This window comes from Streptomyces sp. NBC_00663 (assembly GCF_036226885.1).
Classification (GTDB): domain Bacteria; phylum Actinomycetota; class Actinomycetes; order Streptomycetales; family Streptomycetaceae; genus Streptomyces.
This window is the reverse complement of record NZ_CP109027.1, coordinates 7,085,299-7,104,940: the sequence shown is the minus strand read 5'-3', so window position 1 is coordinate 7,104,940 and position 19,642 is coordinate 7,085,299. Positions and strand designations below refer to the sequence as shown.

At 71.3% G+C, this 19,642-nt stretch carries 21 protein-coding genes and 1 riboswitch; of the genes, 10 read left to right on the top strand and 11 right to left on the bottom strand.

Features of this window, described 5'->3' with window-relative positions; translation table 11 throughout:
* Positions 1 to 25: 25 nt before the first annotated feature.
* The gene (locus OG866_RS32145; RefSeq protein WP_329340133.1) at positions 26 to 1,540 is read left to right on the top strand and encodes a phytoene desaturase family protein; all 1,515 of its coding nucleotides are present in this window, start codon (positions 26 to 28) and stop codon (positions 1,538 to 1,540) included.
* Positions 1,541 to 1,576: 36 nt separating this feature from the next.
* On the opposite strand, the gene OG866_RS32140 is transcribed toward OG866_RS32145, so the two are convergent.
* The 6 genes from OG866_RS32140 to OG866_RS32115 all read right to left on the bottom strand — a co-directional run bounded on the left by OG866_RS32140 (position 1,577) and on the right by OG866_RS32115 (position 6,680).
* On the bottom strand, positions 1,577 to 2,524 hold the full coding sequence (locus OG866_RS32140) for an SCO2102 family sporulation regulator (RefSeq protein ID WP_329340132.1): 948 nt from the start codon (positions 2,522 to 2,524) through the stop codon (positions 1,577 to 1,579).
* Positions 2,525 to 2,580: 56 nt separating this feature from the next.
* Positions 2,581 to 3,504, bottom strand: coding sequence for a methylenetetrahydrofolate reductase [NAD(P)H] (metF, locus tag OG866_RS32135; protein ID WP_329340130.1), 924 nt, complete (start codon positions 3,502 to 3,504; stop codon positions 2,581 to 2,583).
* A 152-nt stretch (positions 3,505 to 3,656) separates the two neighbouring features.
* Positions 3,657 to 4,331, bottom strand: a complete 675-nt coding sequence (thiE, locus tag OG866_RS32130) for a thiamine phosphate synthase (RefSeq protein WP_329340129.1) — start codon at positions 4,329 to 4,331, stop codon at positions 3,657 to 3,659.
* A gap of 258 nt (positions 4,332 to 4,589) precedes the next feature.
* Positions 4,590 to 4,961 carry an Rv2175c family DNA-binding protein gene (locus OG866_RS32125; protein ID WP_329340128.1) on the bottom strand — a complete coding sequence of 124 codons (372 nt, stop codon included), beginning with the start codon at positions 4,959 to 4,961 and terminating at the stop codon, positions 4,590 to 4,592.
* A gap of 76 nt (positions 4,962 to 5,037) precedes the next feature.
* Positions 5,038 to 6,258 (bottom strand): NAD(P)/FAD-dependent oxidoreductase, encoded by a 1,221-nt coding sequence (locus OG866_RS32120; protein WP_329340127.1) that lies wholly within the window; start codon positions 6,256 to 6,258, stop codon positions 5,038 to 5,040.
* Positions 6,259 to 6,290: 32 nt separating this feature from the next.
* Positions 6,291 to 6,680, bottom strand: a complete 390-nt coding sequence (locus OG866_RS32115) for a hypothetical protein (RefSeq protein ID WP_329340126.1) — start codon at positions 6,678 to 6,680, stop codon at positions 6,291 to 6,293.
* Positions 6,681 to 6,732: 52 nt separating this feature from the next.
* A riboswitch (TPP riboswitch) is annotated at positions 6,733 to 6,844 on the top strand.
* Between OG866_RS32115 and thiO the strand changes: the two genes are divergently transcribed.
* From thiO to OG866_RS32085, 6 genes are all read left to right on the top strand, one after another.
* Positions 6,842 to 8,002 carry a glycine oxidase ThiO gene (gene thiO / locus OG866_RS32110; protein WP_329340125.1) on the top strand — a complete coding sequence of 387 codons (1,161 nt, stop codon included), beginning with the start codon at positions 6,842 to 6,844 and terminating at the stop codon, positions 8,000 to 8,002. Its footprint overlaps the riboswitch before it by 3 nt.
* Positions 7,999 to 8,199, top strand: a complete 201-nt coding sequence (gene thiS / locus OG866_RS32105) for a sulfur carrier protein ThiS (RefSeq protein ID WP_123988618.1) — start codon at positions 7,999 to 8,001, stop codon at positions 8,197 to 8,199. Before thiO ends, thiS begins: the two co-directional genes overlap by 4 nt.
* A 3-nt stretch (positions 8,200 to 8,202) precedes the next feature.
* Positions 8,203 to 8,997 (top strand): thiazole synthase, encoded by a 795-nt coding sequence (locus tag OG866_RS32100; protein WP_329340121.1) that lies wholly within the window; start codon positions 8,203 to 8,205, stop codon positions 8,995 to 8,997.
* A gap of 118 nt (positions 8,998 to 9,115) precedes the next feature.
* Complete coding sequence (gene pknB / locus OG866_RS32095) at positions 9,116 to 11,044, top strand: Stk1 family PASTA domain-containing Ser/Thr kinase (RefSeq protein ID WP_329340120.1); 1,929 nt, start codon at positions 9,116 to 9,118, stop codon at positions 11,042 to 11,044.
* Between the two features lie 89 nt (positions 11,045 to 11,133).
* Positions 11,134 to 11,994, top strand: coding sequence for a deoxyribonuclease IV (locus tag OG866_RS32090; protein WP_329340118.1), 861 nt, complete (start codon positions 11,134 to 11,136; stop codon positions 11,992 to 11,994).
* A gap of 76 nt (positions 11,995 to 12,070) precedes the next feature.
* Positions 12,071 to 12,565, top strand: coding sequence for a DUF4396 domain-containing protein (locus tag OG866_RS32085; RefSeq protein ID WP_329340116.1), 495 nt, complete (start codon positions 12,071 to 12,073; stop codon positions 12,563 to 12,565).
* 27 nt (positions 12,566 to 12,592) lie between these two features.
* On the opposite strand, the gene OG866_RS32080 is transcribed toward OG866_RS32085, so the two are convergent.
* Positions 12,593 to 13,225, bottom strand: coding sequence for a sulfite oxidase-like oxidoreductase (locus tag OG866_RS32080; RefSeq protein ID WP_329340115.1), 633 nt, complete (start codon positions 13,223 to 13,225; stop codon positions 12,593 to 12,595).
* 174 nt (positions 13,226 to 13,399) lie between these two features.
* Between OG866_RS32080 and bfr the strand changes: the two genes are divergently transcribed.
* On the top strand, positions 13,400 to 13,879 hold the full coding sequence (gene bfr, locus OG866_RS32075; RefSeq protein WP_280857044.1) for a bacterioferritin: 480 nt from the start codon (positions 13,400 to 13,402) through the stop codon (positions 13,877 to 13,879).
* A gap of 14 nt (positions 13,880 to 13,893) precedes the next feature.
* Here the strand turns inward: bfr and OG866_RS32070 are convergent, their stop codons facing one another.
* On the bottom strand, positions 13,894 to 14,145 hold the full coding sequence (locus OG866_RS32070; protein WP_329340112.1) for a (2Fe-2S)-binding protein: 252 nt from the start codon (positions 14,143 to 14,145) through the stop codon (positions 13,894 to 13,896).
* Positions 14,146 to 14,295: 150 nt separating this feature from the next.
* On the bottom strand, positions 14,296 to 15,648 hold the full coding sequence (locus tag OG866_RS32065; RefSeq protein ID WP_329340110.1) for a class II 3-deoxy-7-phosphoheptulonate synthase: 1,353 nt from the start codon (positions 15,646 to 15,648) through the stop codon (positions 14,296 to 14,298).
* 96 nt (positions 15,649 to 15,744) lie between these two features.
* Between OG866_RS32065 and OG866_RS45290 the strand changes: the two genes are divergently transcribed.
* A complete protein-coding gene (locus tag OG866_RS45290) occupies positions 15,745 to 15,801 on the top strand; it encodes a trp operon leader peptide (RefSeq protein WP_071528813.1) in 57 nt (18 codons plus the stop codon).
* Positions 15,802 to 15,903: 102 nt separating this feature from the next.
* On the top strand, positions 15,904 to 17,784 hold the full coding sequence (locus OG866_RS32060) for an anthranilate synthase family protein (RefSeq protein ID WP_329340108.1): 1,881 nt from the start codon (positions 15,904 to 15,906) through the stop codon (positions 17,782 to 17,784).
* Here OG866_RS32060 and OG866_RS32055 read toward each other — a convergent pair.
* Complete coding sequence (locus tag OG866_RS32055) at positions 17,736 to 18,731, bottom strand: 2-hydroxyacid dehydrogenase (protein WP_329340107.1); 996 nt, start codon at positions 18,729 to 18,731, stop codon at positions 17,736 to 17,738. The two genes, OG866_RS32060 and OG866_RS32055, sit on opposite strands and share 49 nt — an antisense overlap.
* A 50-nt stretch (positions 18,732 to 18,781) precedes the next feature.
* On the bottom strand, positions 18,782 to 19,642 hold the full coding sequence (locus tag OG866_RS32050) for a hypothetical protein (protein ID WP_329340106.1): 861 nt from the start codon (positions 19,640 to 19,642) through the stop codon (positions 18,782 to 18,784).

Sequence of the window (19,642 nt, the reverse complement as noted above, 5' to 3'; positions counted from 1 at the left end):
AGTGGCGGCCGATAAAGTCGCAGGCATGGCACGGATTGCGGTGATCGGCGCCGGGATGGGCGCGATGGCGGCCGCTGCCCGGCTGGCCGTCGCGGGCCACCGGGTGGCGGTGTACGAGCGTACGCAGACGTACGGCGGTGCGCTGCGCCGCTTCGAGCGCGACGGATTCGCCTTCGACACCGGCCCGGGACTGCTGCCGCTGCCCGCCGTCTACCGCGACCTGTTCGTCAAGACCGGCAAGGAGCCGCTGGAGTCGGTCGTCGAGCTGGTCCAGGTCGACCCGTCGTCGCGGCACCTCTTCGCGGACGGCACCGAGGTCGCCCTGCCGAACGCGTCCCGCGCGGGCGTGGTGGCGGCGCTGGACGAAGCGCTCGGCGCGGGGGCCGGCGACCGCTGGGGCGACTTCCTGGTCCGGGCCCGCGAGGCCTGGGACCGTACGCGCCGGCCGCTCCTGGAGGAGCCGCTGTGGCCCAACTGGTCGGTGCTGGCCGACCGCGAGCCCTACCCGTCGGTCCCCCACAAGAAGCTGCTGCGCACCCGCCGCGCCGCTCTCCTCGCCGAGATCGGCGCCTGGGAGCTGCGCGACCCCCGGCTGGCCGCGCTGCTGGACGGCTACGCGCTGGCGTACGGCCTCGACCCGGGCACCGCCCCGGCGAGCGCCGCGGTGCTGCCGTACATGGAGCACGCCTTCGGGACCTGGTATGTCCGCGGCGGTATGCGGGAGTTGGCGCGCGCGGTGTACGAGCGGTGTGTGGCGCGCCGGGTGGAGTTCCACTTCGGGGCCGAGGTCACCGGGGTGCTGGAGAAGGACGGCCGGGCGGCCGGGCTGGAGCTGGGCGACGGTTCGGTGGTGGAGGCGGAGTTCGTCGTCGCCGGGGTCGCTCCCGAGGTGCTGAGCCGTTGTGTGCGTGGCTCAGCGGTCCGGGCCGACGGTCAGATCCCGCCGCGAGGCGGGCTGCCGAGCCGTCTGACGGTGCTGCTGGCGCTGCGTGGTGGACGCCCGAAGGGCGTGGCACACAAGACGGTCGTGCACGCGGAGGACCGGCAGCGTGAGCTGTCCCTGCTGTTCGGCTCGCCCTCGGGTCTCGACGCGCGCCCCACACTCACCGTCCTGCGGCCCGACGACCCCGCCCTGGTCCCGGACCTCGACCACGAGGCCGTCACCCTCACCGCGACGGTGCCCGCCCACCCCGGCGGCGACCGGCCGGAGTCCGAGGTCTTCGCCGACCACGCGGACAAGCTCATCACCGCCGCCGAGCGGGCCGTACCGGACCTGCGCGAGCGCCTTCTCTGGCGTGAGGTACGCATCCCGGCCGACATCGCGGACGCCACCGGCTCGGAGGGCGGCGCGGTACCGGCCCCGGCTCTCGCCGCGGCCGAGGGGCGGCTGCTGCACCCCTCCAACCGGACGGAGCTGCCTGGTCTGTTCACCGTCGGCGGCTGGTCGCACCCCGGTGGCGGTCTCCCGCACGCGGGCATGTCGGGCGCGCTGGTCGCCGGGCTGATCGTGGAGGGACCGGACTTCCGGGGCTCTCAGTGACGGCCCCGCAAGCCGCCGGCTCCGGGTGACCGTCGCTCAGAAGCGGTACTGCTCGTCGTAGCCGTTCCCCTGCTGGCCGTTGCCCTGGTAGGGGTACGGCTGCTCCGGCGGGAGTTCGCCGCCGTAGGTGTCGTCGGTGCGCTGCTGCGGGACCCAGACACCGCCGGCCGGGGCCTCGCCGCCGTAAGTGGGGTTGCCGTACTGGTCCTGGCCGTAGGCCTGCTGGCCGTACTGCTGCTGGCCGCCGTAGGAGGTGTCGTACCCGCCACCGTAGGTCTGGGTGCCGATGTACGGGTCGGAGTAGGCGGCGTACTGCTGCTGTCCGGTCGTGTCGTAGCCGTACTGCTGCTGGTCGTAGCCGGTGTAGCCGTCGTAGGCGTAGTTCTGGTCGGCGCCCTGGGCCGCCGTCGCGTACTGGTCCTGGCCGGCGTAGGTGCCGTCGTCGGCCGCCGCCGGGTAGGGAGTGTCGCCGTATATGCCGTAGGAGCCGGTGTCGTCCGGCATGGGCTGGGGCTCGTAGACCGCGGTGGTCTCGGCCGCCGCGGCGGGGCGGGCGGGCGTGAACACGTCGTCGCGGTCGTAGTCGTCGCCGTAACCGGCGGTGTCCTGGCGGTAGTTGCCCGCGTCGCCGTAGTCGGCGTCGGTCGCCTCCAGGTCGGAGACCTCCAGGGTCGGCTCCTCGCGGCCGCGCTCACGGCGCTTGCCGCCGGCCAGCCCGCCCAGGGCCGCCGGCGGATTGACCGCCCAGCCCTGCTCGAAGCCGCGGCGGAAGGAGAGCGTGACGTAGGTCTGGCCGATCGCGAAGGCGATGGCGCCCAGTCCGATGACGACGACCGACGGGATCAGGACACCGAGGACGACGCCCACGAAGCCCGCAAAGGCGAGCAGGCGCCAGCGCAGGCGCGCCTTGTACTGGAGCAGCACCTCGCCGAGCAACCACAGCGCGACGACTCCGAACGCGATGTAGAGGACCGTCCAGCCCATGTACGCCCCTCTCCCAGTAACCGCTACGCAGTGTGTCGTATATCCGTGCGGCCGGTCTAGGCCTGCGGTGGGTGGTGCAGGCCCAGGTTCTCGTAGATTTCCAGCGTCGCCGTGGAGTTGTTGAGCGTGATGAAGTGCAGTCCGGGCACTCCCTCGGCCAGCAGCCGCGCACAGAACTCGGTGGCGAATTCGATACCGATGGAGCGTACAGCGGCCGGATCGTCTTTTGCTGTGAGGATCCGCTCTTTCAGGGCAGAGGGGATCGACGCGTTGCTGAGCTGCGGAAGCCGTTCGAGCATCTTCACACTCGTGACCGGCATCACTTCGGGGATGACCGGGGTGGAGCAGTCGGCGGCGGCCACCCGGTCGCGGAGGCGAAGGTAGGAATCCGGCTCGAAGAACATCTGCGTGATGGCGTAGTCGGCGCCGGCCCGGCACTTGTCGACGAAGTGCTCGACGTCCGTGTCCCAGTCGCCGGAGCGCGGGTGCATCTCGGGGAAGGCGGCGACGCCGACGCAGAAGTCACCCGACTCCTTGATGAGCCGGACCAGTTCGGCCGCGTACGTCAGGCCCTGCGGATGCGGCACCCAGTCGCCCATGGGGTCGCCGGGCGGATCGCCGCGCACCGCGAGCATGTTGCGGATCCCGGCGTCGGCGTACTGACCGATGATGTTGCGCAGCTCGGCGATCGAGTGGTTGACCGCCGTGAGGTGGGCGACCGGGGTGAGGGTGGTGTCCGCGGCGATCCGCTCGGTGGCGCGGACGGTGCCCGCGCGGGTGGAGCCGCCGGCGCCGTAGGTCACGGAGACGAAGTCGGGGGCCACCGCCTCGACCCGCCGCAGCGCGTTCCACAGGTTCCGCTCGCCCTTCTCCGTCTTCGGAGCCCAGAACTCGAACGAGTACACGGTCTTGCCGGTGGCGAGGATGTCGCGCACGGTGCGTGCGCGGTCCGTCCTGGTGGATGCGGTTCCGAGGGCCATACCGGCAGGTTAGCCAGGGGGCGCTGGTCACCCAACCAGATCACGGATATTTGCCCGAATTGTCGATTTGTTGTCCACCCATCGGACAGTTTTCGGACAGCGGGCCGTGGGCCGTGGGCCGTGGACAACAGAACGATCGTTGTCGGGGCAGGTCACCGCTGGCGCAGGCGCTTGGCGAACTCCGCCGCCGCCGCGCCGGGATCGTCCGCCTCCGTGAGGGCGCGTACGACGACGACACGCTCCGCGCCCGCCTCCAGGACCTCGTCGAGGTTGCCGAGGTCGATGCCGCCGATGGCGAACCAGGGGCGGTCGGTGCGGAGGGCGGCGGTGTGGCGGACCAGGTCGAGGCCGGGGGCGTGGCGGCCGGGCTTGGTGGGGGTGGGCCAGCAGGGGCCGGTGCAGAAGTAGTCGACGCCGTCCTGGACGGCGGCCGCCGCGGCTTCCGACTCGGCGTGCGTGGAGCGGCCGATGAGGACGTCGTCGCCGAGGATCGCGCGGGCCGCGGGGACCGGGAGGTCGCCCTGGCCGAGGTGGAGTACGTCGGCGCGGGCGGCGTGGGCGACGTCGGCACGGTCGTTGACGGCGAGCAGCTTGCCGTGGCGGGCGCAGGCGTCGGCGAAGACCTGGAGGTGCTCCAGTTCCTCGGCGGCCTCCATGCCCTTGTCCCGGAGCTGCACGATGTCCACACCGCCGGCCAGGACCGCGTCCAGGAACTCCGGGAGGTCGCCCTGGCGCCTGCGGGCGTCCGTGCAGAGGTAGACGCGGGCGTCGGCGAGGTGGGCGCGGGCCGTGCGGGCGGAGTCGGTCGCGTCGGTTGCGTCGGTCATGTTCGGTCCCCCGGTGTCGGTGGCGTACGGGCCTCGGGCGAGTGCGGTCGGCCTCGGCGGGCGGTAGTGAACCACAGGTGGGCTGTGCGGGGGCATGCCGGTACGCCGTGGTGGGCCGGGGGTGGGTGTCGCTCGCCCGCGCTCGCGGGGTGCCGCCGCGCCGACCCGTCCGGCCCCAGCGGCACGACTGCCCGCAGCTACACGGAGACATGGCGCGCAGCTACGGCAGACGGACCCTGGGGCCGGACGGTGTTCAGGTCAGACGGCGAGCGCCTGGGCGCGGCGCTTCACCTCCGTGCCGCGGTTCTCACTGAGGGCCTGGGCCGGGGTACCGGGGAGGCTGTCGTCCGGGGTGAAGAGCCACTCCAGCATCTCTTCGTCGCTGAAGCCGTCGTCCCGCAGGAGCGTCAGGGTCCCGGTGAGGCCCTTGACGACCTTCTGCTCGGCCCCGTCGATGAAGGCGGCGGGGACGTGCAGTGCGCGGTTCTCACCTCGGCGTACGGCGATGAGCTGGCCCTCCTTGACCAGCTGCCGCACACGCGTCACCTCGACATCCAGCATTTCTGCGATGTCGGGGAGGGTGAGCCAGGCGGGGACGAGAGCATCGATCTTTGCGTCAATCTCGGTCACGGAATCAAGCCTGCCATCCCGCACTGACAGTCGGAAGCCGGGGCCACCCGAAACGGCCCCTACCTTGACATTTCCGCTAGACCACGGCCGCCTTCAGCGGCCTGCCCGGATCCGGCAGCAGCTCCGGGTCCAGTTCCGTCCCCGCCTCGATCAGCCGCCGCCCCTGCGCCAGATCCCGCGGCCGGCCCACCGCCAGCAGCGCGACCAGCCGGTTCTCGCGCAGCCAGCAGACCGTCCAGGCCGGCCCTGACGGGTCCCCGCGCCACAGGACCGTGTCGGCGGACGCGTGATGGCCGGCGTACTGGACGAAACGGCCGAACTGCTCGGACCAGAAGTACGGCACCGGGTCGTAGACCGACGGCGTCTCGCCGATGATGTTGGCCGCGATCGTGCGCGGGCCCTGGAGGGCGTTGTCCCAGTGGTGGACCAGCAGTCGCTCGCCGTAGCGCCCCGAGGGGAAGGACGCGCAGTCGCCGACGGCGTACACGTCCGGGAGCGAGGTACGCAGCCCGGCGTCGGCCACGACCTCGCCGTGCGCGCCGAGGTCGACGCCCGAGCCGGACAGCCAGGACGTGGCGGGGCGGGCCCCGATGCCGACCACGACGGCGTCGGCGGGCAGCCGGGAGCCGTCGTCGAGGACGACCTCGCCGGGCTCGATGTGCGCCACGCGCGCGTGGGTGCGCAGTGCGGCCCCCGCGTCGGCGTACCAGGCGGTCATCGGCGTGGCGACCTCGGCGGGCAGGGCTCCCGCCAGCGGCCGGTCGGCGGCCTCGACGACCGTCACCGCGCAGCCCGCGTCGCGCGCGGCGGTGGCGAACTCGGCGCCGATCCAGCCCGCGCCGACGACCACGATGTCGTGCTGCCGGGCGAGTACGGGCCGCAGCCGTTCGGCGTCGTCGAGGGTGCGCAGCAGATGGACGCCGGGGACGCCCTCCGCGCCGGGCAGCCGGATCGGTTCGGCGCCGGTGGCGAGGACCAGGACGTCGTACGGCACCGGCCCGCCCGCGGCGTCGAGTTCGTGGTCGGCGGGGCGGACGCCCAGGACCTCCACGCCGAGGCGCAGTTCGATGCCGAGTGCCTCGAAGTCGACCTCGAAGGCGGAGCCCTCGGCCTTGCCGAGCAGCACGGCCTTGGACAGCGGCGGCCGGTCGTAGGGCTGATGGGGTTCCGCGCCGATCAGGGTCACGGTGCCGGTGAAGCCCTGTTCGCGCAGGGCCACCGCGGTCTGGACGCCGGCCATGCCCGCGCCGACCACGACCACGCGCCGCCGCGCCTGCGTATCCGTCTCGTCGCTCACCTGATCACCATAGTCACCTGACAATTTGTCAGTCAGCGGTCGTGCGCCGTGACCTGCTGCACACCCTCCGCGATCCGGCCCTCATCCGCGATCTGCTCGACCACGCTGGTGCCGCTGCCCGCCTGTGACTCCCACTCCCAGCGCTCCGCCAGGCGCACCCGCCCGTCCGCGAGCTCCACGACCGTGGACACACAGTGCCCGCTCGACGTCGTCCCGTCGGTCTTGAGCTGCACGTACCGGAAGTCGAGCCGATCGCCCTCCCGTGTGCCGACGAGATGCCCGCGGACGACGTCGCCGCCCGCGTACTCGGCCCAGATCTCGCCGTCCTTCTCGTGGTACGTGAACCGGGTGCGGGTGCCCACCTGACCTGGGGCCTGGTCGGCGACGGGGGCGAGGACGAGGCCGTCCAGCGAGCGGGCCATGACAGTGGGCCTCCTTACAAAAGCGCAAAACCAAGAGCTAGGGTGGCCAACGTAGAGCACTCGCGGGAGCCCGGACGCACCGGGCTGAGAGGGAGGCTGGCGGCCTCCGACCGTACGAACCTGATCCGGGTCATGCCGGCGAAGGGAGGGGCTGGACGCCCATGTCCTCACGTACGTCAGACGTCCTCGTCGTCGGGGGCGGAATCATCGGCCTCGTCACGGCCTGGCGGGCCGCGCAGCGCGGTCTCGCCACCACCGTCATGGACCCCGAACCGGGGGGCGGGGCCGCCCAGGTGGCGGCCGGCATGCTGGCCGCCGTCACCGAACTCCACTACGGCGAGCAGACCCTGCTCGCCCTGAACCTGGCCTCGGCCCGCCGCTATCCGGAGTTCGCGGCCGAGCTGACCGACCTGACCGGGCTCGACCTCGGCTACCGCCGCTGCGGCACGCTCGCCGTCGCCCTGGACGCCGACGACCGAGCCCATCTGCGCGAACTGCACGCCTTGCAGCAGCAGTCGGGCCTTGAGTCCGAGTGGCTGTCCGGGCGGGAGTGCCGGCGTCTGGAGCCGATGCTCGCGCCGGGCGTGCGCGGCGGCCTCCGGGTGGACGGCGATCACCAGATCGACCCTCGGCGGCTGACCAAGGCGCTGCTGGCCGCCTGTGAGCGGGCGGGTGTGGTGTTCCATCGCGACTGGGCCGAGCGGCTCGACGTCGTAGGGGACCGGGCCGCCGGGGTCACGGCGACCGACGGTACGCGGCTGGGCGCGGGCCAGGTCGTGCTGGCGGCGGGCAGCCTCAGCGGACGCCTCGCCGGAGTCCCGGACGCCGTCCTGCCCCCGGTCCGCCCCGTGAAGGGCCAGGTGCTGCGGCTGACCGTGCCGCCCCGCTACGCGCCGTTCCTGAGCCGGACCGTGCGGGCCGTGGTGCGCGGCAGCCAGGTCTATCTGGTGCCGCGCGAGAACGGCGAGCTGGTGATCGGGGCGACCAGCGAGGAGCTGGGCTGGGACACGACGGTGACCGCGGGCGGGGTGTACGAGCTGCTGCGCGACGCCCATGAGCTGGTCCCCGGCATCACCGAGCTGCCGCTGACGGAGACCCGCGCGGGTCTGCGCCCCGGCTCCCCGGACAACGCCCCGCTGCTCGGCCCGACCGAGCTGCCGGGCCTGCTGCTGGCCACCGGCCACTACCGCAACGGGGTGCTGCTGACGCCGGTCACCGGGGACGCGCTGGCCCACGCCCTCACCACCGGCGAACTCCCGGACGAGGCCCGCCCCTTCACTCCCCGGCGATTCACGAAGCACCTCACGGAGCAGCCCGCATGAACATCTCCGTCAACGGGGAGCCGCGTCGGTTCGCTCCCGGCACGGCGCTCGACACCGTCGTGCGCGCCCTCACCCCGGCGCCCTCCGGAGTGGCCGCCGCCCTCAACGAAACCGTCGTCCCGCGCGCGCAGTGGCCGTCGACGTCCCTCTCCGAGGGGGACCGCGTCGAGGTCCTCACCGCCGTCCAAGGAGGCTGACCCATGGCCGACGATCCCTTCGTCCTCGGCGCTGCAACGTTCTCGTCCCGGCTGATCATGGGCACGGGCGGGGCGCCCAGCCTGGACGTGCTGGAGCGGGCGCTGGTCGCCTCGGGCACGGAACTCACGACGGTCGCGATGCGGCGCGTGGACCCGAACGTCCACGGCTCGGTCCTGTCCGTGCTGACGAGGCTCGGCATCCAGGTGCTGCCGAACACGGCCGGCTGCTTCACGGCGGGCGAGGCGGTGCTGACGGCCCGCCTCGCGCGCGAGGCGCTCGGCACGGATCTGATCAAGGTGGAGGTCATCGCCGACGAGCGCACCCTGCTGCCGGACCCGATCGAGCTCCTGGAGGCGGCGGAGACCCTGGTCGACGACGGGTTCACGGTGCTGCCGTACACCAACGACGACCCGGTGCTGGCCCGGAAGCTGGAGGACGTGGGGTGTGCGGCGATCATGCCGCTGGGCTCCCCCATCGGGTCCGGGCTCGGTATCCGCAACCCGCACAACTTCCAGCTGATCGTCGAGCACGCGCGCGTGCCGGTGATCCTGGACGCGGGAGCCGGTACGGCGTCCGACGCGGCGCTCGCGATGGAGCTGGGCTGCGCGGGTGTGATGCTCGCCTCGGCGGTGACACGGGCCCAGGAGCCGGAACTGATGGCACACGCGATGCGGCACGCGGTCGAGGCGGGCCGGCTGGCCCACCGGGCCGGCCGCATTCCCAAGCGCCACTTCGCCGAAGCGTCCTCCCCCGCCGAGGGGTTGGCGCGCCTGGACCCCGAACGCCCAGCGTTCTGAACGTACGTTCGATGAGATTCGGGAGCGGGTGCGAGGTCCGTCACAGCTCGGCTTCAGTCCCGCCCCGATCTCACCCGAACCCCCGGCCCTGTCAGTCACGGCTCGTACACTCACCTGCGTGGATACGACCCTTCAGGACCCGCTGGTCGGGCAGGTGCTCGACGGCCGGTATCGCGTGGAAGCGCGGATCGCCGTCGGCGGGATGGCCACGGTCTACCGGGCCCTGGACACCCGCCTCGACCGTGTGCTCGCCCTGAAGGTCATGCACCCGGGCCTCGCCGCCGACGCCACCTTCGTCGACCGCTTCATCCGCGAGGCCAAGTCCGTCGCCCGGCTCGCCCACCCCAACGTGGTGCAGGTCTTCGACCAGGGCACCGACGGGTCGTACGTCTATCTGGCCATGGAGTACATCGCCGGCTGCACCCTGCGTGACGTGCTGCGCGACCGCGGGGCGCTCCAGCCCCGGGCCGCGCTCGACATCCTGGAGCCGGTGCTGGCCGCGCTCGGGGCCGCGCACCGCGCCGGGTTCGTGCACCGCGACATGAAGCCCGAGAACGTGCTGATAGGGGACGACGGCCGGGTCAAGGTCGCCGACTTCGGGCTGGTCCGCTCGGTCGACACCGTCACCAACACCACCGGCACCGTGCTCGGCACGGTCTCCTACCTCGCGCCGGAGCAGATCGAGCAGCCGGGCGCCGCCGACGCCCGCGTCGACGTGTACGCGTGCGGTGTCGTGCTGTACGAGATGCTGACCGGCGAGAAGCCGCACGACGGGGACTCCCCCGCCATCGTCCTCTACAAGCACCTGCACGAGGACGTGCCGCCGCCCTCGGCGATCGTGCCGGGCCTGCCGTTCGAGCTGGACGAGCTGGTCGCGTCGGCGACCGCCCGCATCCCGGACGTCCGCCCGTACGACGCGGTGGCGCTGCTCGCCCAGGCCCGCGAGGCGCGTGCCGCGCTCAGCGAGGACCAGCTGGACGCCGTACCGCCGCAGGCACTGACCACCGAGCACAACAACACCGAGGACCGGACGAGTGTGATCCCGCGCTCGCTCACGGTGCCGCGGCCACTGCCGGTCAACGAGGACGACGAGTCCGCGCTCCATCGCACCAGCCGGTTCGCGACCCCACCGCCCCCGCCGCCCCGGCGCCGCGGCTCGGGCGTTCCGCGCGGCCCGCTCGCGATCGTCGTCGCCCTGCTGCTGATCCTCGGCGTCGGCGCGGGCGTCTGGTACATCAACTCCGGCCAGTTCACCAAGGTCCCGGCGCTGATCGGCAAGACCGAGGCGCAGGCGCGTGAGCGGCTCTCCCAGGAGGGCCTCGACGTCGCCAAGGTCAAGCGCGTGTACAGCGACACCGTGAAGCGCGGCAGAGTCGTCAAGTCGGACCCGGACGTGGGCACCCGGATACGGAACAACGACTCGGTGACGCTCACCGTCTCCAACGGCCCCGAGACCGTGAAGCTGGCCGACCTCAAGGGCTACCGGCTGGACAAGGCGCGGCTCCGGCTGAAGAACGACGGTCTGGAACCGGGCATGGTCACCCGGGAGTTCAGCGACGACGTCATCAAGGGCTTCGTGATCCGCACCGACCCCGAGGGCGGTACCGAACTCCACGCGGGCACGGCCGTCGCCCTGGTCGTCAGCAAGGGCAGCCGGGTCGACGTCCCGGACGTCACCGGCGAGAGCCTGGAGGACGCCAAGGCGGATCTGACGGAGGCGGGCCTGAAGGTGAAGGTCGCCACCGAGCAGGTCAACTCCGAGTACGACAAGGGCCAGGTCGCCGCCCAGACCCCGGGCGAGGGCAGCGAGGCCGCCGAGGGCGACACCGTGACGCTGACGATCTCCAAGGGTCCGGAGATGGTCGAGGTCCCGGACGTGGTCGGCGACAGTGTGGACGACGCGAAGGCCGCGCTGGAGGCCGCCGGGTTCGAGGTCGACGAGGACCGCGGGATCCTCGGGCTCTTCGGTGACACCGTCAAGAGCCAGTCCGTGGACGGCGGCGACACCGCGCCCAAGGGGTCGACGATCACGATCGAGATCCGCTGAGACCGGGGCCCGGACCCCGGGCCCGGACGTCGACCGGACCCCGGACCCCCGGCAGGGCATCGGGCCGCGCATGACACCCTGAACGGGTGATGACTCAGCGCAACCCCGTCGGCGGCCATGTCCCCGTGGCCGGCGGTCTGAACTCCGTCGGCCTGTCCTACGCCCGTGACCTGAGGGCCGAGACCGTACAGGTCTTCGTGGCCAACCCGCGCGGCTGGGCCACCCCCGTCGGCAACCCCCGGCAGGACGAGGAGTTCCGCGCGGCGTGCGAGGCCGAGTCGATCCCGGCGTACGTCCATGCCCCGTATCTGATCAACTTCGGCTCGCACACCGAGGCGACCGTGGAGAAGTCGGTGGAGAGCATGCGGCACTCGCTGCGGCGTGGGCGGGAGATCGGGGCCCTCGGCGTGGTCGTGCACACGGGCAGCGCGACCGGCGGGCGGGACCGGTCCGTGGCGCTGAAGCAGGTCCGGGAGCATCTGCTGCCGCTGCTCGACGAACTCACCCACGACGACGACCCGTTCCTGCTCCTGGAGTCGACGGCCGGACAGGGCTCCTCGCTCTGCTCGCGCACCTGGGACTTCGGGCCGTACTTCGAGGCGCTGGACGCCCACCCCAAGCTGGGGATCTGTCTCGACACCTGCCACATCTTCGCCGCCGGCCACGACCTGACCGGCCCGACCGGTATGCACCAGACCCTCGACCTCCTGGTGGACACCGTCGGTGCGGGCCGGCTGAAGCTGATCCACGCCAACGACTCCAAGGACGTCGTCGGCGCCCACAAGGACCGGCACGAGAACATCGGCGCGGGCCACATCGGCGAGGACCCGTTCCGGGCGCTGATGACCCACCCCGCCACGGAGGGCGTACCGCTGATCATCGAGACGCCCGGCGGCAAGGAGGGGCACACGGCGGATGTGGAGCGGCTGAAGAAACTTCGCGACGGATAACCCGTTACGGAATACCCCCTGGGGGTATACGGTTCTTGCTCGATGCAGGAACCGTCATCCGACATTGGGGGCACTCATGCAGCACGAGGCGCACGCCGGACACGCACACCACCACGAGGGCCACCAGGCGCCCGGCAGCAGCTGGTCCATGGCCGTCCAGGCCACCCTCCACTGCCTCACGGGGTGCGCCATCGGCGAGGTGCTCGGCATGGTGATCGGCACCGCGTTCGGCTGGGGGAACCTGCCGACGACGATCCTCGCGATCGTCCTGGCGTTCTTCTTCGGCTACTCGCTCACCCTGCGCGGGGTGCTCCGCTCCGGCCTCGGCCTCCGGGCCGCCGTGCAGGTGGCGCTGGCCGCGGACACCCTGTCGATCGCCGTGATGGAGCTGGTCGACAACGGGGTGATCGTGCTGTGGCCGGGCGCGATGGACGCGGAGCTGGGCGACCTGCTGTTCTGGGGTGCGCTGGCGATCTCGCTGGTCATCGCGTTCGTCGCCACCGTGCCGGTGAACAAGTGGATGATCGGCCGCGGCAAGGGGCACGCGGTCGTGCACCAGCACCACCACTGACCGGAAAGAATCCGGAACGACCAGGAGTCAGAGCTCGGGGCCGTCCCCGGGCTCCTCCTGGTACGAGTACCGCTGCTCTTTCCAGGGGTCGCCGACGTTGTGATAGCCGCGCTCCTCCCAGAAGCCACGGCGGTCGGCGGTCATGTACTCCACGCCTCGGACCCACTTGGGCCCCTTCCAGGCGTACAGGTGGGGCACGACCAGGCGGAGCGGAAAGCCGTGCTCGGCGGTCAGCAGCTCGCCGTCCTTGTGGGTGGCGAAGATCGTGGACCCGGCGGCGAAGTCGGCGAGACGGAGGTTGGAGCTGAAGCCGTACTCGGCCCACACCATCACATGGGTGACGTCCGGCGCGGGCGGCGCGATCTCCAGGACGGTCCGGGCGGGGACCCCGCCCCACTCGGCGCCGAGCATGCTGAACTTGGTCACACAGTGCAGGTCCGCCACCACGGAGGTGTACGGCAGGGCCGTGAACTCCTCGTGGTTCCAGCAGCGTTTCTCGCTGTCCGCGGTGGCCCCGAAGACCCGGAACTCCCAGCGTTCGGGCCGGAACTTGGGGACCGGGCCGTAGTGCGTGACGGGCCAGCCACGCTGTAGTCGCTGCCCCGGCGGAAGATCGGAGTGTGCCGCTTCTCCTGACTCGCGTTCCACCGGCTGACCCATGACTCCATCCTGACAGACCTGGGGCGGTGCACCTGACCAACCCCACCCCGATACATCTCAAACCGGACTAAGCATGCACTTACTTACTAAGCAAAGACTTACTGGACGATCTTCGGTGACGGTGCAAGGATGCGGCGCAACCTGCCAGTTCCCCCTTTGGAAGGAGCCTCTGCGATGCAGGGCGACCCCGAGGTCATCGAATTCCTCAACGAGCAGCTCACCGGCGAGCTCACCGCGATCAACCAGTACTTCCTGCACGCGAAGATGCAGGAGAACTTCGGCTGGACGAAGCTCGCGAAGTACACCCGCCACGAGTCGTTCGACGAGATGAAGCACGCCGAGGTGCTCACCGACCGGATCCTGTTCCTGGAGGGGCTGCCGAACTACCAGCGCCTGTTCCATGTCCGGGTCGGGCAGACGGTCAAGGAGATGTTCGAGGCCGACCGGCAGGTCGAGGTCGAGGCCATCGACCGCCTCAAGCGCGGGATCGAGGTGATGCGCGCCAAGGGCGACATCACGTCGGCGAACATCTTCGAGTCGATCCTTGAGGACGAGGAGCACCACATCGACTATCTCGACACGCAGCTGGAGCTTCTGGAGAAGCTCGGTGAGGCGCTCTACATCGCCCAGCTGATCGAGCAGCCGGAGAGCTGAGCCGCCGCGAAGGGCTAGGCGGCCTCTTCCAGAACCTCGGCCTCGGCCACCTCGGCGAGGACCGGCATACCCTGGTCGGCCAGCTCGCGTCGCGGACAGGCACCCCGGCCCAGGATCGCCTGGATACGGCGTACACAGGAACCGCAGTCCGTGCCCGCCTTGCAGGCGGAGGCTATCTGGCGGGGGGTGCAGGCACCGTCCGCCGCGTGCTTCTTCACCTGCTGCTCGGTGACCCCGAAGCAACTGCACACGTACACGCGGGTCACCTCCCGACGGGATTGATCGGTCTTGCCATCCCCGTTGATCGGTGAGGCTAACCTAACCTTACCCGCCATGCGGGAGCCACAAAAGTGCAGTGGGGCGCGGATCGTATGTGATCCGCGCCCCACTGCATGCCCTGGTAACAGGCGAAACCCTTACTGGTCCCTGTACATCTCCGCGACGAGGAACGCCAGGTCAAGCGACTGGCTGCGGTTCAGCCGGGGGTCGCAGGCCGTCTCGTAGCGCTGGTGCAGGTCGTCGACGAAGATCTCGTCGCCGCCACCCACGCACTCGGTGACATCGTCACCGGTGAGCTCCACGTGGATGCCGCCCGGGTGGGTGCCCAGCGCCTTGTGGACCTCGAAGAAGCCCTTGACCTCGTCCAGCACGTCGTCGAAGCGGCGGGTCTTGTGACCGGAGGCCGCCTCGTAGGTGTTGCCGTGCATCGGGTCGGTGATCCACGCGACGGTCGCACCGGAGGCGGTGACCTTCTCGACCAGCTCGGGCAGCTTGTCGCGGACCTTGTCCGCGCCCATGCGCACGATGAAGGTGAGGCGGCCCGGCTCGCGGTCCGGGTCGAGGCGCTCAATGTACTGAAGCGCCTCCTCGGCCGTGGTGGTCGGGCCGAGCTTGATACCGATCGGGTTGCGGATCTTCGAGGCGAACTCGATGTGCGCGTGGTCCAGCTGCCGGGTGCGCTCACCGATCCACACCATGTGCGCGGAGACGTCGTACAGGCTGCCCGTGCGCGAGTCCACGCGGGTGAGGGCCGACTCGTAGTCGAGCAGCAGCGCCTCGTGCGACGAGTAGAACTCGACGGTCTTGAACTCCTCCGGGTCGGTGCCGCAGGCCCGCATGAAGTTCAGCGCGTTGTCGATCTCCCGGGCGAGCTGCTCGTAGCGCTGGCCGGAGGGAGACGACTTCACGAAGTCCTGGTTCCAGGCGTGCACCTGGCGCAGGTCGGCGTAGCCGCCGGTGGTGAAGGCGCGCACCAGGTTGAGCGTGGAGGCGGAGGCGTTGTACATCCGCTTCAGGCGCTCGGGGTCCGGGATGCGGGCCTTCTCGTTGAAGTCGAAGCCGTTGACCGAGTCGCCGCGGTAGGTCGGCAGGGTCACGCCGTCGCGGGTCTCGGTGCCCTTGGAGCGCGGCTTGGAGTACTGGCCGGCGATGCGGCCGACCTTCACGACCGGCACCGAGGCGGCGTACGTCAGCACGGCGCCCATCTGGAGCAGGGTCTTGAGCTTGTTGCGGATGTGGTCGGCGGACACGGCGTCGAAGGCCTCGGCGCAGTCGCCGCCCTGGAGGAGGAACGCCTCTCCCTTGGCGACGGACGCCATCCGGGCGCGCAGCTGGTCGCACTCGCCCGCGAAGACGAGCGGCGGATACGACTCCAGCTCCGCAACGACTGCGCGCAGAGCCTCGGTGTCGGGGTACTCGGGCTGCTGCGCCGCGGGCAGGTCTCGCCAGGTGTTGCCAGCGCTCGCGCTGGTCTTAGCGTTCACGGTCACGGCCTCAACATTACGGGGTCGTGTCACGGCTCCCGCCGTATGCCCAGCAAATGAGACACGGGGTACAGAGAACGGACATGGGATAGGGTGCGTCGCATGTTCGCGCACTCGACCCAGAACTGGTGGTGGACCGCTCATCCGGCGGCCCACTGACTGCGCGTACGCAAGACTTCGCGAAGGCCGCCCGAGGGGCGGCCTTCGGCGTTTCCGGGGTCGTTCCTCTCCATCGACATCATCGACAGCCGAGGAACCGCCATGGACCTGACCCAGCTCCTGCACGACGACCGCCCGTTCGCCCTGCTGCGCCGCCGTACGCCGGGGCACGCCGAGAACACCGTCGAGGTGTTCCTCGGCCCGGTCTCCTCGTACGACCGCCTCGCCGACCTCCCCGACGAGGGCCTCGCCCTCATCCCCTTCCGGCAGATCCGCGAACGCGGCTTCGACGTGCGGGACGACGGGACGCCGCTGGCGGTGCTGGTCCCCGAGGAGACGCACACCGTCCCGCTCACCGCGGCACTGGAGCAGCTGCCCGCCCATGACGTCCGCGTCGAGAACGGCGGCTTCGACGTCGCCGACGAGGAGTACGGCGAGATCGTCGGCCGGGTGCTGCGGGAGGAGATCGGGCGGGGCGAGGGCGCGAACTTCGTGATCCGGCGGACGTACGAGGGTGAGATCCCGGGGTTCGGAAGAGCCGACGCGCTCGCCCTGTTCCGGCGGCTCCTGGAGGGAGAGCGGGGCGCCTACTGGACCTTCGTCGTCCACACCGGCGACCGCACCCTCGTCGGCGCCAGTCCCGAGGTGCACGTCCGGATGTCCGGCGGCACGGTCGTGATGAACCCGATCAGCGGGACGTACCGCTATCCCGCCGAGGGCCCCACCCCCGAGCACCTGCTGGACTTCCTCGCCGACGGCAAGGAGATCGAGGAGCTGTCGATGGTCGTCGACGAGGAGCTCAAGATGATGTGCACGGTCGGCGACAGGGGCGGGGTGGTGATCGGGCCGCGGCTGAAGGAGATGGCCCACCTCGCGCACACCGAGTACGAGCTGCGCGGGAAGTCCTCGCTGGATGTGCGGGAGGTGCTGCGCGAGACCATGTTCGCGGCGACCGTCACCGGGTCGCCGGTGCAGAACGCCTGCCGGGTCATCGAGCGGCACGAGGTCGGCGGGCGCGGCTACTACGCGGGCGCCCTGGCGCTGCTCGGCCGGGACTCGGGCGGGGCGCAGACCCTGGACTCCCCGATCCTGATCCGCACCGCCGACATCGCCCCCGACGGACGCCTCCGCGTCCCGGTCGGCGCGACCCTGGTCCGCGGTTCGGACCCGGCGGGCGAGGTCGCGGAGACCCACGCGAAGGCGGCGGGGGTACTGGCGGCCCTGGGCGTACGACCGTCCCGCCCGCGCACGCAGGAGGCGCGCCCCCGGCTGACCGACGACCCACGCGTGCGTGCCGCGCTCGACGGGCGCCGGGCGTCTCTCGCCCCGTTCTGGCTGCGGATGCAGGACCGGACCGAGGAACTCACCGGTCACGCCCTCGTCGTCGACGGCGAGGACACCTTCACCGCGATGCTGGCGCACGTGCTGCGCTCCAGCGGCCTCGACGTCACCGTCCGGCGCTACGACGAGCCCGGTCTGCGTGCGGCGGTCGTCGCGCACGAGGGCCCGGTGGTGCTCGGCCCCGGACCGGGCGACCCGTCCGACCTCACCGACCCGAAGATGCGTTTCCTGCGCGATCTCGCCGCCCATGTCGTCCGTGAGCACCGGCACGGTGTGCTCGGCGTGTGCCTCGGGCACGAACTGATCGCGGCGGAGCTGGGGCTGGAGATCGTACGGAAGGAAGTGCCGTACCAGGGGGCGCAGACGAGGGTCGATCTGTTCGGGCGGGAGGAGACCGTCGGCTTCTACAACAGCTTCGTGGCGCGCTGCGACGACGAGACGGCGGCGGAGCTTGCCGCGCACGAGGTCGAGGTGAGCCGGAGCGGGTCGTACGAGGTGCACGCGCTGCGCGGACCCGGCTTCGCCGGTGTGCAGTTCCACCCGGAGTCGGTGCTGACACTGAACGGGGCCGCTGTCGTACGGGAGTTGATGGCTCAGCTGCGCGGCACCAGCACGTTCTCCGAGCGGCGGCCGGCCTTGTAGTCGAGGACGTTCCGCACCGTGGCGTCGACGATCTGGCCGACGGCGTCCTCGGTGTAGTACGCCTGATGGGACGTGACCAGGACGTTCGGGAAGGTGACCAGGCGGGCCAGGGTGTCGTCCTCGATGGCCTCCAGGGACTTGTCGAGGAAGAACAGGCCCGCCTCCGCCTCGTACACGTCGAGGCCGACGCCCGAGAAGCGGCCCGCGCGCAGCTCGGTGACCAGGGCGGCGGTGTCGATGAGACCGCCGCGGCTGGAGTTGACGAGGATCGCGTCGTCCCGCATCGCGCGCAGGGCGGCGGCGTCGATGAGGTGCCGGGTCTCCGGCATCAGCGGGACGTGAAGGGTGATCAGGTCGGACTCGGCGAGGAGCTGGTCCTTGGGGACGTACTTCATGCCGAGTTCCAGGCAGGCGGGGTTCTCGGCGACGTCCCAGCCGAGCAGCCGCATGCCGAAGCCGTGGGCGATGCGGGTGAAGGCCTCGCCGATCTTGCCGGTGCCGAGGACGCCGACGGTGCGGCCGCGCAGGTCGCGGCCCATCAGGCCGTCGAGGCGGAAGTCGAAGTCGCGGGTGCGGGTGGAGGCGCGGACGATCCGGCGGTTGACCGCCATGGCGAGGGTCCAGGCGAACTCGGCGACCGAGTACGGCGAGTAGTACGAGACCCGGGCGACCGTCATGCCGAGCCGCTCGGCGACCTTGAGGTCGATGTTGTTGAAGCCGGTGGAGCGCTGGGCGATCATCCGGGTGCCGCCGGCCGCCAGGACCTCCAGGACGCGGGGGCCCAGCTCGGCGTTGACGCTGGTGGAGATGGTCTCGTACCCGGCGGCGATGAGGGCGGTGTCCTCGTTGAGGAAGACGTCCAGGCAGCGGACCTCGTGGTGGTCCCGGAAGGCGTGCTTGATCAGGGGCTTCTCGTCGGCCTGGACACCGAAGGCGAGGATCTCCACGGCAGCTCCCGTTCTGGTGGGGTATGGGCCGAATATACGTCCGGCGGCGTTCACAGACCTCTGCGGAGCCGCTCGGTGAGGGCCCGGCCCTGCTGCGGGGACGGGCGGGGTTCGGCGAGGCGGGTGTGCAGGCGGTCGAGGTGGAGGTCGACGGTGGCCTCGACCAGTTCGGCGTACACCTCGGCGGCGACGGTGGCGCGGCGCCGGGCGACGGCGGCGACGAGCAGGGCGATCAGGACGGCCGGCCACCAGCGCGCGGCGAGCGCCAGATAGAGGACCGCCCAGCCGCCGAGCGTGAACGCCGTGTCGAGACGGCCGCGGGCCTCGGTGAGGGTGTCGCGGGTGGGGGTCGGGAGGAGGAGCCAGAGGCGTGGCCAGACGGTGGCGAGGTCGATGCCGTACTCCTGGCGGAGGCGGACGGCGGGGGCGCGGAGGCGGTCGCCGAGGCGGGTGGGGTGCTCGGGCGGGATGAGGGAGAGGGCGTTGCGGCGGGCGGCTCGCTCCGGGTCGCGGTGCTCGCGGTAGGCGGTGTCCTCGGCGGTCCAGGCGTCGGCGCGCAGGCGGGTCCGGCGGGTGGAGAGGCCGGCGAAGGGGCGCGGCCAGGGGCCGCAGAGGGCACGCTCGACCGGGCCCGCCAGCGCCTGGGCCAGCACGCCCAGCGCGGCCGAGACCGGTACCGCGGCCAGGACCAGCAGGACCGCCCGCATCGCGAGGGCGTCCTGGCGGCCGGGGTCGCCGGCCTCGGTGAGCGCGGTGAAGCCGTCCCACAGCTCACGCCCGTCGTGCCAGTCGCGGTGGCCGAGCCGGAACGCCGCGGCGGCGACGAGGAGATAGGCCAGCCCGGGCAGGACCAGCAGCGTGAACCAGCGCTCGGCCAGCTTCCGGCCCAGCTCGGCGAGGAACCCCGTCAC